This is a genomic window from Thermobispora bispora DSM 43833 (assembly GCF_000092645.1).
GTDB lineage: Bacteria > Actinomycetota > Actinomycetes > Streptosporangiales > Streptosporangiaceae > Thermobispora > Thermobispora bispora.
The window spans coordinates 3,926,074-3,939,223 of record NC_014165.1; the positions used below are offsets into that span (position 1 = coordinate 3,926,074).

Genomic DNA, 13,150 nt, shown 5'->3' on the forward strand with positions numbered 1-13,150 from the left:
CCGCCCACCCCCGGGGTTTACTCATGTCCAGACGCCGCTTTCGGCGATCACGGTGGCCTGAGCCGGTGTCGATCCGGCGACGGCCGAGGACACTCGATCGGGGGGATTCATGGGTGATCGGGAGTTGGTCGCCTGTGCCCAGCGCGCGGCCGGCGAGCTCGAGCGGGCCTGGGCGCGCTGGCGGGCGGCCCGCGGGCTGAGCACCGACGACATCGCCGAGTCCGTGGCGAGCTACGTCTCCCACTCCATCGACCACCCCTTGGGACGCGCCCGGGTGGTGCTCGGCCTCGACGCGGAGGACGCGCGAGAGCTCGCCGCACTGCTCCACCGGCACGAGCAGGAGGCGGCCGAGCCGTCCCGCTAGCCTCGGGTCTGACCCCGGTCCCCGCGCCGGTCACCGCGGCGTCCGCGTGCGCGCGGCGGCCACCCGGGACGCTCCGAGCCGGATGACGGTCTGGTCGGCGCTCGATTGCGCATAGGTTGACTAGAGACCGATGGGAAGGGATCCGAGCGTGATCAGACGAGCGCTTGCCGCCGCGGCTCTCGGCCTGGTGACGGCCGGAGCCGTCGCCTGCGGCGGAGAGACGGCCGCCCCGGGCACCGCCGGCGCATTCACCGACGGCGGAAGCACCGCGTCCCCGGCCCCGGAGCGGAGCCGGCTCAGCCCGGCCGCCCCTGCGGCGGGCGCCGCGATCGCCGCGAGCCCGGCGTCGGCCGCGGCCCGACCGCTCGCCGGAAAGGTCATCGTCATCGACCCCGGCCACAACGGGAACAACTGGCGGGCCCCGGAAAAGATCAACAAGAAGGTGAACGCGGTCACCATGTGGAAGCCATGTGACACCACGGGGACCACCACCAACGACGGCTACCCCGAGTCCGCGTTCGCCTGGGACGTCGCCACCCGGCTGGCCAAGCTGCTCCGGGCCCAGGGCGCGACCGTCAAGCTCACCCGCGAGGACAACAAGGGCGTCGGGCCGTGCATCACCGAGCGCGCGGCCATCGCCAACCGCGCCAAGGCCGACGCATCCATCTCCATCCACGCCGACGGCGCCGGGCAGGGCACCCGCGGCTTCCACGTCATCGTGCCCAAGAAGATCAACGGCCCGGTCGACCCGGTGGTGGGCGACTCCCTCCGCCTGGGCGTCGCCATCCGGAACGCGGTCCGCGAGGTCACCGGCCTGCCGTACGCGAACTACATCGGCAAGAACGGCATCGACCGGCGGGGCGACCTCGGCGGGCTCAACCTGTCCACGGTCCCCAAGGTCTTCCTCGAGACCGGCAACATGCGCAACCCCACCGACGCGAGGAAGATGAAGGACCCCGCCTTCCGGCAGCGGCTCGCCGAGGCGCTGGCGAAGGGCCTCCGGGACTACCTGAGCCGGTAGCGCCCCGGGACCGCATCCTCCCAGGCCCGGCGTCTGGCCGGCGGCCACGGGTGTGTCCCGGCGCGACGCCGGATCGGGACGGCTACCGGGTCGCGGGCCGGTATCCACAGGGCCTCGGCTGAGTCCTCATATCGGGGAGCGCGCCCGGGCATCATCGAGCCGTGGAAGACCTGCTGCCCCGACCCCGGGTGGCCGAGCGCGCCCCGGGAGCGTTCGGCCTCAGCTCAGGCGCCGCGATCAGCGGCCCCGCCGGCCTCGTCGACGCGGTACGGCTCGCCCTGCCCGTGCTCGACCTGCGCCCCGGAAGCCACGCCGCCATCCAGGTCGCCGAGGACCCTTCGCTCGGCCCCGAGGCGTACGGGATCACCATCACGGCCGCCGAGGTGCGGATCACCGCCGCGGACCGCGCGGGCGCCCACTACGCCGGCCAGACCCTGCGCCAGCTCCTGCCCGCGGAGGCGTTCCGGGCGGCCGCGCTCCCCGGCGTGGCGTGGGCCCTGCCGTGCGGCCGCATCGCGGACGCCCCCGCGTTCCCCTGGCGGGGCGCCCACCTCGACGTGGCCCGGCACTTCTTCCCCAAGCGGGAGGTGCTCCGGCTCATCGACCTGCTCGCCGCGCACAAGCTCAACCGGCTCCACCTTCACCTCTCCGACGATCAAGGCTGGCGGGTGGAGAGCCGGGCGTACCCCCGCCTCCACGAGGTCGGCTCCCACCGGGATCGGACGGTCACCGGTTTCCACGGCGAGGAGCCGGCGTTCGACGGGATCCCGCACGGCGGCCACTACACGCTCCACGACCTTGCGGAGATCGCCGCGTACGCGCGGGCCAGGGCGGTCACCGTCGTCCCGGAGATCGACGTGCCCGGGCACAGCTCGGCGATCCTCGCCGCCTACCCCGAGCTCGGGCCGCTGCCGGAGAAGCGGTACCGGGTGCTCGACCGCTGGGGCATCTCACCGGCGATCCTCTCCCCGCTCCCGGCCACGGTGGACTTCCTCGCCACGGTCTTCGACGAGATCATCGGTGCGCTCGGGCCCACGCCGTACTTCCACATCGGCGGGGACGAGTGCGTGCTCGACGACTGGGCCGCGTCCGAGCGGGTCCGCGCCTACCAGGCCGAGCTCGGGCTCGACAGCCCGAGCGAGCTGCACGCCTGGTTCCTCCACCGGCTCGCCGACCTCCTCGCCGAGCGCGGCGTCCGGGCGGTGGTCTGGGACGAGGCCTTCGTGAGCGGGAGGCTCCGGCCGGACACGGTGGTGATGGCGTGGCGCGGGATGGAGGTCGCGCGGCGCGCCGCAGCGGCCGGGCACGAGACCATCGCCGCGCCGGTCTTCCCGATGTACCTCGACTATGCCGAGGCATCCTCCGCCGAGGAGCCGGCCGGGCTCGGGGACGCCACCACCGTGGCCGATGTCGCGGCGTTCGCGCCCGCCCCGGCGGAGTGGACGGCCGAGGAGCGCGCCCGGGTGATCGGCACCCAGTTCCTGCTCTGGAGCGAGTGGATCCCGGACGGCAGGACCCTCGACTACCGGGCCTGGCCGCGTGGCTGCGCCGCCGCCGAGGTCGCCTGGACCGGCCACCCGGCAGATCAGGGGTTCACCGGCAGGCTTGGCGCCCACCTGAAGCGGCTGGACGCGCTGGGCGTGGAGTACCGCCCGCTCACCGGCCCGCGGCCGTGGCAGCGGGGCGGCACCGGGTGGCGGCGCCACCGCCCCGGCCGGGTGCGGGTCACCGAGGTCATGCGCCACCTCGCCGAATCGGCCGCCGCACCCGGGTCGGCCCGGCCGAACCTGTGAGCGCTTGACTGACCCGGGCATCGGCCGGCCGATCATGCCGACCGCCGTCCCGGTCGGCCACGAGACGCCTTGGCGGGCCCGAGCGGCCCGGGTGACCGCTGGGCGCGCCCGGCCGATGCAGCGCGGGTCACCGGTCTTGCCGGGCCTCGCCGGGCACCCGTTCCTGCCGGCAGGCCGCACCGCCCCGGAAGACCCGCTGTCCCCGGCCCTCGCGGCTGATGCCGCGCAGCACAGCCTACGTAGGCCTGGTATCCGCGAGGAAACCTCCCGGCCCGGAACCCGGGTCCGTCAAGGGGTGGCCCGGGGCGTCACGGCGCCGTGCGCCGGCTCAGCCCAGGCGATAGCCGGCTTCCTCGACCGCTCGCCGTACCGCCTCGTCGCTGACCCCTTCGCCGGTGACGTCGAGCCGGCCGGTGGCCAGGTCCACCTCCACCCCCGTCACGCCCGGGATCTCCCCGACCTCCTCCTTGACCGAGGCGACGCAGTGACCGCAGGTCATGCCGACGACGGTGTAGGTCTTCACGCTCATCTCGTCCTCCCCGATCTGGCTCTACGGCTCGACATCCCCACAGGATTCCGTGCGGCACCTCAATCAGGCGGGGATTGAAGGGAATCCGCGTGCGGGCATCGATGAGACCACGGCGGAACCTTACTCTCCGCGCGGCGCCGTCCGCCGAGAGACCGTCGCGAAGGGCGTCGTCACCTCACCGCACACGGCCACGACGCGCCCACGCCCGCAAGCGTGCCGGAAGCATCCCGCGGCGCGGTGGAAGCGTGATGATACGGCCGCCGGCCCGCATCGCGAGCGGGACGGGCGTGGAACCAGGGCCGGTGAGCGGACTCCCGCCCCCTACCGGGCCGGGGAACCGCGGCCGGTGCGCGGGCGCCGATCTATCGGGCGCGATCCGGCCGCCGCTCCGGCGGGCGGAGGCGGCGGAGGGTCAGATACGCGATCGCGGCGGCGAGCACGGCCAGCACCCCGCCCAGCCCAGCGGAGATACTCGTCCCGCCAGGCCGTTCGCTCGCCTTCGGAGGCTGCGGCGGAGATTGTGACGGGGCGGATCTCCGGGCGCGTTCGTACTCCTCGTCGGGGATCCGGCAGAAGCGGCGTTCCCGGCGGGTGCTCGCGCTCGTCATCCGGAGCTCCCGGACCTCGCTCCAGTACTTCCGCCCGTACGGCCGGCAAGCACGGTCTGGGCCACCTCGCGCAGGTGGGGCTCGGTGATGCTGCGCAGCTCCCACATCGTCAGCCAATGGTTGACGATCTGGTTGACGTACATGTGGGCCCGCTGGGCGTCAGGGTCATCGCTGGTGAAGAACGCGCCCCAGCACGCGCGGTACAACGGATCCTCCATGGCCATCCTCATCAGCTCGCCATGCAGGCTCCGCAGCGTCTGTTCGCGGGCGCTCTTCGCCTCCCGGGCCTGGAGGACGAGCGACACGGCCACACCGACCAGGGCGAACATCGCGAGGAGCGCGGACGCCGCACCGTAGGTCTGCCCGACCTCACTCAGCCAGTTCCAATTGGCCGGGCTGTTCTTCCACAGCTCGAGCGCGAGCGGCGAGAACGCGACCAGGGTGGCGCTCACGAGGATGACCAAGCAGATCAAGATGATGGTGAATAACCGGCGACCGCCACGTCCTGGCATGAGATCGGATCGACCACCCCTCGCGTCGCCTCGGTGACGTTCCCCGCCCGCTAGACCGGCGGCAGCGCGCCGAGCTCCCGCTTGAGGGGCGGCGGCAACGCGCTGGGCTCCCGCTTGAGGAAATCGCGGATGCCCTCGGCCTTCTCGTGCAAGTCGCTGATCTCCTTGGCACAGGCGGCGACCCGTTCCCGGTCCTCAATCCTCCTGGCGCCGCGCAATGTGCCGCTTTGATCGTAGAGGACCTGGTACATGACCTCTTCTCCGAGAACGACCAGCTCTGGAAGCATACGGTCGTGTTCCAGGTGCCTGATCTTGTCGGCGTCGAGGACGCGGATATCCTCCCCGGCTAGCGCCCGTAGCCGAATGTAGTACAGCTCCCACCGCAAATACGGTGAATACGGACGTTCGACGATACGCAGCCGATGCATCGATACGTGCCGGGCCGCCTCTTCGACCGGACGCTTGATCTCTTCGGTCCGTTGATCGATGAGGGCGATCGCGCGTCGCCAATCACCCTGGTCGAGGGCGACCCAGCTCGGCTCCTCTGGCTCGCGGAAGGTCTGCCCGCGCTCCAGCTTCCAGAAATCTCCCTTCAAGCGCTGGAAGCAGCGCCAGAAGTCGGCGAGATAGTCTTCACGGTTCAGCTCAATGGCGGGCAGTGTAGGAACATCACTGATCATTTGGAATGTCCGGTTTCGCGGCGATGAGCATCCGGCGTGGGATGACCACGAGCCGCTCGTCGTGATTGATGTACACGCCTGGTGGCAGGCGGTCGCGATAGGCCTCGGTGAGGTCGCGACCGATCACGGCGATATCGCCGTTAGAGAGCTCCCAGATGTCCGGGCACGACGGGCTCGCGGTGGTCTCACCCAGCTCGAGAGCGGACTTGCCCAGACGTCTCTTGAAGTCCGCGGTCGGATCGGCCTCCCAAGGGCGTAACACACTCACCTCCCGGGTGAAGGCGCTTCACCTCCTCTATTTCCTTCATTCTCTCCGCACGAACATTCTCCTACAATAAGCGAAAATACAATTTCGCCAACCCGGTCACGGAAACCCGGAATACGGCGATTCTACTACCGATAAGAGACGACCTGAAATATAGGAAAAAGCCACCCATATATCACTCGAAGGATCGAGTCTCTCACTTCTTCCAGCCGGCTCGGACGATGGTCGCGGGCAGGATGAGCCGGCACGTGCCCGGCCGATCCGATACGTCCCACCACCGAGGAGGGGCGGGGAGCCGGCCAGGATCCGGTTCGCGGCCCGGTCCGGCCGCGAACCGCGGCATCGGCCGTGATCTGCGCCGGGAAAAGAAACGTGCTCACCGGCCGTGAGTGGCCGCATCTCAGCAGGAGCGCAAAGCGGCTCCAGCGAAACGACCACAGGCTTCTCCGGTGAGGCGTGAAACGGGGTAGACCCTGGCCTAACGAAGACGGCGGTGCCCGGGAATACCGACGGGCCGAGGCGGCGAGCACCCTCTTGATCGTGTCCTGGCCGGTAGTGCGGCTTGGGAACTTGCGCTTCTCGTGTCGCCTGCCCCGGCCCGCGTAGGGCTCACCGAGGCGGTCGCGTGCGTGCCGTACCGGGCGGCTCAGGCGGTCCGGCCGATGACCTCGGTGATGGACGCGTAACCGTGGCGGCGCAGCCGGCGCGACAGCCCTCGGTGGATCCGCCACGCCCACAGCGGGCCGCCGTAGACGAACCCCGTGTAGCCCTGCACGAGCGTGGCCCCGGCGAGCAGCCGCTCCCACACGTCGTCGAGGTCCTCGACCCCGCCCACGGACACGAGCGTCAGCCGGTCCCCCACCTTCCGGCGAAGCCGGCGCAGCACCTCGAGCGATCTCGCCTTGAGCGGCCGCCCGGACAGGCCTCCCGCCTCCTTGCTGGGCACGCCCTCCCGGCTGATCGTGGTGTTCGTCGCGATGATCCCGGCGAGGCCCAGCTCCAGGGCGAGGTCGGCCACCGCGTCGATGTCCTCGTCCGCGAGGTCGGGCGCGATCTTGACGAGGAGGGGCGTCCGCCCGGCCGCCTCCTGCACCGCGGTCAGCAGCGGCCGCAGCCGCTCCACCGCCTGAAGGTCGCGCAGGCCCGGAGTGTTCGGCGAGCTGACGTTGACCACGAGGTAGTCGGCGTACGGCGCGACCTGCTTCGCGCTCGCCACGTAGTCGGCCACCGCCCCGGACTCGGGCACCACCTTGGTCTTGCCGATGTTGGCCCCGACCACCACCGGGATGCCCCGGGTACGGCGCAGCCGGCGCGCCGCCGCGGTGGCACCCTCGTTGTTGAACCCCATGCGGTTGATGAGCGCCCGGCACTCCGGCACGCGGAACAGGCGGGGACGGGGATTGCCGGGCTGCGGCCGCGCGGTGACCGTGCCGACCTCCACGAAACCGAAGCCCATGGCGCCGAGGGCCTCGTAGCACCGGGCGTCCTTGTCGAACCCGGCGGCGAGCCCGAACGGCGACGGGAAGTGGACCCCGAACGCCTTCACCCGCAATGCGTCATCGTGCGGCGCGAGCAGCCGGAACAGCAGCCGCTTGCCCACCGGCAGCACCGAGAGCAGGCTCAGCGCCCTGATCGTCAGATTGTGCGTGGTCTCCGCGTCGAACCGGCTCAGGACCTGCGTGAACAAGAAGCGATACATCACCGCCAGCCTAGCGGGGCCCGTCCGGAGCACCGCGGGCGCGTCGCCCGGCACGGGCCGGCCGTACCGGGCCGGGGATGTCCGGCCGCGGACCGGCACGGCGGATCGGCGCGGATCACCGGCGGCGGGCGTGGTCATGCGACCGCCCCGGAGCCATGGCCGCTCCGGGGCGGTCGGAGATCACGGCTCGGCCGGGCCGTGCTCAGTCCTTGACCTTCTTGCCCTCCGGGGTCACCGCGTACCACTCGCCGTCGAAGTCGTCGACGTCGTGGCCGGTGAGGTCACCGGGCTGCTGGTCCTTGGCGTAGTAGTAGAGCGGGTGCTTGTTGTAGGTGACCTGCGTGGTGCCGTCCGGGCGCTGGACCGTGCCGAGCAGGTCCGCCTTGACCCCCGGCCCCGCCTGGGGCTGGCCGAGGGTGAGCACCGGCGGCCAGGCGGCCGCGCAGGCGTCGACGCACGTCGGCTGGCCGTTCTTGTCCTTCGTGAACATGTAGACGGTCCGGCCGCCCTCGCCCACGAGGACCGGGCCGAAGCGGGTCTGCGCCACGTCGATCTTGGCGGGCCCGGTCGGGGTCGCCTGAGCCGGCGACGCTGGAGACATCGGAGACGGGGAGATCTCGGGCGACATCTCCGTGGCCGTCGGCGACAGTTCTCCCGGCGACGTCTGGTTCACCTCGTTGGCGGCGACAGGGGTCGACTTCTGCTCGGCACCGCCGCAGCCTGACACGAGCAGGCCGGCGGCGATGGCGCCGACGAACAGCAGCTTCCTCATCCTTCGAGCCTCCAGGGAAGTAAGCGCGAGCACCGTTCCCAGGAGACACGCGACACCGGGCGCCATGCCGCCCCGACACGAAGATCCGGAACAGGCCTTTGCCATCTCTTCGGCCGGTGATGACCTTCCGGTACGGCTCAGCTCGCCGCCTGCTTGAACTCCCCCGGAAGCTGGGCGAGCGCCCTTTCGAAGACCTCCTTGGGCACCGTGTCGCGCAACGTGGTCAGCACCGCGCTGACCCCTCCCCTGACCTCCTCCGCGGTGAGCCCGGTGCGCCTGCTGACCCGCCTGACGAGATCGCGCAGGCCGATCCGCTCGATCCGCTCCGGTACGTGCAGCGAGTCGCGCAGCTGCGGGGGCAGGCACTCCGCCAGGCTCCGGGCCGCCCCCGAGCTGAGCCGGTTGCTGAGCGTCTCGACGACCGCGCGGGCCAGGTCGGCGGCCTCCTCCCGCGACACCGCCGCCCGGTCCGCCACCGTCCGCACGAATTCCCGGTAGTCCATCCCAAATGCTTTCCCCGGAAAGTCCGAATTGTGCCCCAGGCGGAGCCGATCCCGGGCGGACAGGCCCGGTTGCCGGCCGGCACCGCCGTACGGCCGACACGAACCGGCGAGCGGGCACGCCTCCCCGTGCCTCGGCGGACGCGGTGCCATGCTAAGAAGCCGACCCGACGCCGGATCCGTCCGAGCACCCCCCGCGATCGACCGGTCGCCCGCGGTGTGATAGATCCGGACAGTGCGCATGAAAAGGAGCGTCTTAATGCACGAGCACGCCATCCGGGAAACCGCTCGCATCCCAGCGCGTGCCGTTCCCATCGGCGCTTCCCTGAACGGCGCCCACGGGGAAGATGCAGTGTGCCGGTGCCGCCCCGAGCGCCGTGGGCCGGCCCGATGAGCACGGCACCCGGCACGGCACCGGGAAACGACGAGAACGACCCGCTCACCCCACCCGACCCCGGAGGGCTGGAGGCGTGGATCCGGCAGGTCCTCCGGCTCGCCGGGCCCGGGGCCTCCGCATTCCCGCCGCCACCGCTGCCGCCGTCCGCTCCCGAAGGACCGGCGCCTGACGACGGGGACACCGGATGAGCATCCGGCGGCCCGGCGGTGCTGCGGCCGCGGTGAGTCAGGCCGCCCGGCCCACCCGCTGGGCCAGCCGGTCGAGGCTGTACATCATGATCGACTCGACCACCTCGGCCGGGGGTGTGTGCGCCTCATCACCGAAGCTGAGGTGGACGGTGACGTCGCTGTTCCCGTCGTCGACGCTCGCCACCTGAAGCCATCCGTGGTAGGCGCCGTTGCCGGGCGTGCCCCACTCCATGCGCAGCCGCTCCGGCTCGGTCCTGATCTGCGCGAGGGTGTCCTCCCCGGTGAAGTCGTCGTGCACGCTCACCACCGGAGCGCGCTCTTCGCGCACGTGCAGCTCGCGGGGTATCCAGTTCTCCAGGTGGCTGACGTCGCAGGCCTCTTCGAACACCCGCTCGGCCGGCGCCGCCATGCGGCGAGACCGCTCGAACTCGGTCATCGGCCATCACCTCCCCCTCGGACACGGGCCTACCCCGCGTGCGCGCACTCTCACCTTCACCGCCCCGGGCGTGGCCGCCCGGTTCTCAGCAGCGAAATGACGCGATGGTGTGCCGGCCTCTTGGCTCAGTCAAGGAGATCGGCGACAGCAGGAAAACACCTGCGCTACGCGCCCACCGGGGGTAGGCTCATCGGGGAAGATGCCGTAAAGCGTGAGCGGTTCTTTTCTTCTCCCGCCGCTATCGCTTCTCCTGATTTTCATCATCGCCCGCCCGGGCACGCGCTCGGCTCCCGCCCGGTGTGCGGCGCCGCCCGGCACGTACGGCGCTCACGCTGACCTGCAGTTTTCCATCACTCAGTTCCCCCGGAGATTCCTCCGCACCAATCTTTAAAGGGGGAACAAACAAATTCCTTCCTATTGGCGATGCCATTCCTCTCCCCCGGTACGCATGCTTCCGGGTCTGCGCCAGCCACTGGGCGGCGCGAACCGGAACGTGGACCGGCGAGAATTCACCCGCTGCCGGCGCCGATCGGCACGACCCTCATCATGCCGGTGCTCGATCTCGCAGAGAAGGTCCGGGGGATTCACAAGGCGTGCCCCATTGGATCTGGCTGACGCTGAACATTTGTGGACCGTCACACCCCTGCTCCTCGCCTTCGCGGAATCTCGGCACCCGCGGTCGACCGGTTACCGGCTCCGGAGCGGATCGGAACCGGTGCCCCTTGATGCGTTGCACCGATGACCCGCCACACGGCAACCGGCCCAGAGGTGGCCGTTCCGGCGATCGCCGTGGATCCACCGAGGCGACCGCGCGATGCGCCGTGGACCCGCCGGGTGACCGCCTCGGGCTCTCAGCGCTTGGGAGGAGCGGATCAGAAGGTAGACCGCGATCGAAGAGAAATAGGGCCGGCGATCGCCGGCCCTCTCGGTGAGGTGGTGGCTCCCATCGCGCGGCAGCGGCGAACCTCGCGCAGCCGATGAGCTCAGGGAATCTCCGGACGTCCGCTACCCGAGCCAGCCCTCATCACGGCGCACTGGAATGAGCTCGAGCGATCGTGTGGCAACCCGGCTCGAATGGACGCCGCTGAACCGCGTCGCCGAGAAAAACAAAAACGCCCCGACCACGACCTGCTCGGGTGTCTTTGCTGAAGAGATGTGGTGGTCAGGGGCGGGGTCGAACCGCCGACCTTCCGCTTTTCAGGCGGACGCTCGTACCAACTGAGCTACCTGACCGTGCCTGGTCACGTCTCTCGCGGTCCTGACGGGACTTGAACCCGCGACCTCCACCTTGACAGGGTGGCGAGCACTCCGACCTGCTCTACAGGACCTTATGACCCGGAAGATTCCCTTCCGCGTTATTCGGCGCGACCTAGCTTACCAGCTTTCCGGGGGTGTTGCGCCCCGGAGCCCCGGTGTGCCGGTCCACCGGTGCCCCCAACGGGATTCGAACCCGTGCCGCCGCCTTGAAAGGGCGGTGTCCTAGACCGCTAGACGATGGGGGCCAGGGACCCTGCCCTGTCACCACGGCGTCCTCCGTCGGAGACCCCCGCCAGCATAGGGGACTTCCGCCACCGATGCCAAAGTGGATTACTCAGGCGGGGCAGTGTTCGTACCCGTTGGGGTCGGGGTCTTGTCCGACTCGGGGAGCATTCTAGGGTCCGGTTGCCCTTCAATATGACGTTCGCACTGGATCCAGTGTTCCCCGAGGCCGCCGACGGTGATGTCGTCCCAGGCCACCAGCCGGCGGGTGGCCTTGCTGAAGTAGAGCACCGACGCCGTGAGCGGGGTGGGCTCCTCGTGCTCGAGCCCGCGCAGGCCGGCGCCGCCGGTGGAGCCCTGGACCATGAGCCGGGTGCCGGTGTCGAGCACCTCGGTGGAGCGCCGGTGGGCGTGGCCGGAGAGCACGAGCGGCACGCGCCCGGAGAAGGCGCGGCCCATGGTCGGGTCGTGGACCGCCACGATGTCGACGGTGATCTTCCCCTGCTCCTCGGACTCCTGCGGCGGCGCGGGCGACGGCGAGGCCGAGGCCGCCGGCGATGGCGAGCCCGATGCCGACGGCGACGGGGACGGCGCCGGTGGCGCGGGCGGGGCGAGCCGGAGCGCGTGCCGGCGGCCGAGGTCGACGAGCGCCTGATCGGTGACGCCCTGGAGCGACTTGTCCGGGGTGAACCGCGGGTCGCCCACCCCGTAGATCCGCAGCCCCTTGACCGTGGCGGCCTGCCCGTCGAGCACGATCGCGTTCTTCTGCTTCTCGATCGCCCGCTGGGTGGTCTTGGAGTCGTGGTTGCCCCGGACGTACACGTACGGCACGCCGAGCCGGCCGATCTCCTTGATGTACTCGTTCTCCGCCTTGGTGCCGTGGTCGCTGATGTCTCCGGTGTCGATGATGAAGTCGACCTTGAACTGGTCCTTCAGCGACTTGATGACGTTCCAGCCGAGCGGGTTGATGTGCAGGTCGGAGACGTGGAGCACCCGGATCGTGTCCGGGTCCGGGTCGAAGATCGGCAGGTTCGCCCCGGCCTCGTAGAGCTGGGAGACGTTGGTCACCAGCTTGGCGAGCTGGTCCCGGTACATCGAGAACCGATTCATGATCGTCTCGACGCTGCCGATCAGGGACGGCACGCCGGTGAGCAGCCCGGTGTACCGGGGCTCGGCGATCGACCGCGGGTTGAAGGTGAGCGCCGAGGTCACGCCGAGCACGGCGACCATGGCGAGCGAGCCGGCGCTCGTCCAGGCGGCCCGGGAGAGCCTGCGGAAGAGCAGCAGCCCGGTGAGGAACCCCGCGGCGACCGCGCCGATCGCGCCGCGGATCGCCAGCCGGCGCACCCCGTCGGTGATCTCCTTCTCGATGGTCGCCGGGAGCCGGTCGCTCCACTCGCGGTCCTCGAGCATCTTCTCGGCCACGTCGGGGTGGACCGCCTCGATCGAGAAGTTGAGCCGTACCGGGCTGCGGTGGCTGTCGAACGCGAGCGTGCCCAGCGGCCGGACGTCGAGCACGGTCTCCCCGCGCCAGGCGGGGTCGAGGGACATCGCGATGTCCGCGGGACCGACCGAGGTCTGCACGGTCGCGCCGACGGAGAGGCCGAGCCAGCCGCCGAGCACCGCGGCGACGACGATGGCGATGATCCGGGCGGGGCGGCCACCCACGAACCTCCGGGCGAAGTGCTTGAACCGCAAGATCCGCATCTTCCTTCTTATTACTGATTCCCCCGAGATGATCTGCCCGGACGCGGCACGTGCTGTGAGATGGGAGACAACGGGCTGAACGATGGCCGGCCGCTGCGCCATCGCATCGGTCCGGCAGGCCGGAATCCGGCCCCGCCGGCCAGTATGCGGCCGTGGGCGGACCGCTCGACGTGGCCGCCCGGCCACGGTTTCCTGTCCGG

The 13,150-nt window shown here is 70.6% G+C and carries 11 protein-coding genes, 3 tRNA genes and 1 pseudogene; 3 read left to right on the forward strand and 12 right to left on the reverse strand.

The genetic code is table 11. From position 1 onward, the window contains the following. Positions 1 to 109: 109 nt before the first annotated feature. From TBIS_RS16675 to TBIS_RS16685, 3 genes are all read left to right on the forward strand, one after another. On the forward strand, positions 110 to 364 hold the full coding sequence (locus TBIS_RS16675) for a hypothetical protein (RefSeq protein WP_013133574.1): 255 nt from the start codon (positions 110 to 112) through the stop codon (positions 362 to 364). A 148-nt stretch (positions 365 to 512) separates the two neighbouring features. Then, on the forward strand, positions 513 to 1,385 hold the full coding sequence (locus TBIS_RS16680) for an N-acetylmuramoyl-L-alanine amidase (RefSeq protein ID WP_013133575.1): 873 nt from the start codon (positions 513 to 515) through the stop codon (positions 1,383 to 1,385). A gap of 161 nt (positions 1,386 to 1,546) precedes the next feature. After that, a complete protein-coding gene (locus TBIS_RS16685; protein ID WP_013133576.1) occupies positions 1,547 to 3,178 on the forward strand; it encodes a beta-N-acetylhexosaminidase in 1,632 nt (543 codons plus the stop codon). 328 nt (positions 3,179 to 3,506) lie between these two features. On the opposite strand, the gene TBIS_RS16690 is transcribed toward TBIS_RS16685, so the two are convergent. The 12 genes and pseudogenes from TBIS_RS16690 to TBIS_RS16745 form a co-directional block, all read right to left on the reverse strand. Next, positions 3,507 to 3,707 carry a heavy-metal-associated domain-containing protein gene (locus TBIS_RS16690; RefSeq protein WP_013133577.1) on the reverse strand — a complete coding sequence of 67 codons (201 nt, stop codon included), beginning with the start codon at positions 3,705 to 3,707 and terminating at the stop codon, positions 3,507 to 3,509. A gap of 362 nt (positions 3,708 to 4,069) precedes the next feature. Next, positions 4,070 to 4,827: pseudogene (locus tag TBIS_RS20265) on the reverse strand (DUF6082 family protein). Between the two features lie 50 nt (positions 4,828 to 4,877). After that, a complete protein-coding gene (locus TBIS_RS16700; RefSeq protein WP_013133580.1) occupies positions 4,878 to 5,507 on the reverse strand; it encodes a DUF6879 family protein in 630 nt (209 codons plus the stop codon). Then, on the reverse strand, positions 5,497 to 5,769 hold the full coding sequence (locus TBIS_RS16705; RefSeq protein WP_013133581.1) for a hypothetical protein: 273 nt from the start codon (positions 5,767 to 5,769) through the stop codon (positions 5,497 to 5,499). Before TBIS_RS16705 ends, TBIS_RS16700 begins: the two co-directional genes overlap by 11 nt. Before the next feature lie 649 nt (positions 5,770 to 6,418). Then, on the reverse strand, positions 6,419 to 7,471 hold the full coding sequence (locus tag TBIS_RS16710; RefSeq protein ID WP_050760719.1) for a quinone-dependent dihydroorotate dehydrogenase: 1,053 nt from the start codon (positions 7,469 to 7,471) through the stop codon (positions 6,419 to 6,421). A 202-nt stretch (positions 7,472 to 7,673) separates the two neighbouring features. Beyond that, positions 7,674 to 8,243 (reverse strand): hypothetical protein, encoded by a 570-nt coding sequence (locus TBIS_RS18350; RefSeq protein WP_013133583.1) that lies wholly within the window; start codon positions 8,241 to 8,243, stop codon positions 7,674 to 7,676. 137 nt (positions 8,244 to 8,380) lie between these two features. After that, positions 8,381 to 8,746: a DUF2267 domain-containing protein gene (locus tag TBIS_RS16720; protein ID WP_013133584.1), complete on the reverse strand. Its 366-nt coding sequence runs from the start codon at positions 8,744 to 8,746 to the stop codon at positions 8,381 to 8,383. Positions 8,747 to 9,365: 619 nt separating this feature from the next. Beyond that, positions 9,366 to 9,764 carry an SRPBCC family protein gene (locus TBIS_RS16725; RefSeq protein WP_013133585.1) on the reverse strand — a complete coding sequence of 133 codons (399 nt, stop codon included), beginning with the start codon at positions 9,762 to 9,764 and terminating at the stop codon, positions 9,366 to 9,368. A gap of 1,156 nt (positions 9,765 to 10,920) precedes the next feature. Beyond that, positions 10,921 to 10,997, reverse strand: a tRNA-Phe gene (locus TBIS_RS16730). Between the two features lie 20 nt (positions 10,998 to 11,017). Next, a tRNA-Asp gene (locus TBIS_RS16735) sits at positions 11,018 to 11,092 on the reverse strand. Between the two features lie 101 nt (positions 11,093 to 11,193). Next, positions 11,194 to 11,266: transfer RNA gene (locus TBIS_RS16740), tRNA-Glu, on the reverse strand. Between the two features lie 85 nt (positions 11,267 to 11,351). Further along, positions 11,352 to 12,950, reverse strand: a complete 1,599-nt coding sequence (locus TBIS_RS16745; RefSeq protein WP_013133586.1) for a metallophosphoesterase family protein — start codon at positions 12,948 to 12,950, stop codon at positions 11,352 to 11,354. Positions 12,951 to 13,150 lie beyond the last annotated feature (200 nt).

Coding starts and splice junctions, on each gene's coding strand:
- TBIS_RS16710 (WP_050760719.1), bottom strand. CDS start 7,471: ATGTATCGCTTCTTGTTCACGCAGGTCCTGAGCCGGTTCGACGCGGAG.
- TBIS_RS18350 (WP_013133583.1), bottom strand. CDS start 8,243: ATGAGGAAGCTGCTGTTCGTCGGCGCCATCGCCGCCGGCCTGCTCGTG.
- TBIS_RS16720 (WP_013133584.1), bottom strand. CDS start 8,746: ATGGACTACCGGGAATTCGTGCGGACGGTGGCGGACCGGGCGGCGGTG.
- TBIS_RS16700 (WP_013133580.1), bottom strand. CDS start 5,507: ATGATCAGTGATGTTCCTACACTGCCCGCCATTGAGCTGAACCGTGAA.
- TBIS_RS16745 (WP_013133586.1), bottom strand. CDS start 12,950: ATGCGGATCTTGCGGTTCAAGCACTTCGCCCGGAGGTTCGTGGGTGGC.
- TBIS_RS16675 (WP_013133574.1), top strand. CDS start 110: ATGGGTGATCGGGAGTTGGTCGCCTGTGCCCAGCGCGCGGCCGGCGAG.
- TBIS_RS16690 (WP_013133577.1), bottom strand. CDS start 3,707: ATGAGCGTGAAGACCTACACCGTCGTCGGCATGACCTGCGGTCACTGC.
- TBIS_RS16725 (WP_013133585.1), bottom strand. CDS start 9,764: ATGACCGAGTTCGAGCGGTCTCGCCGCATGGCGGCGCCGGCCGAGCGG.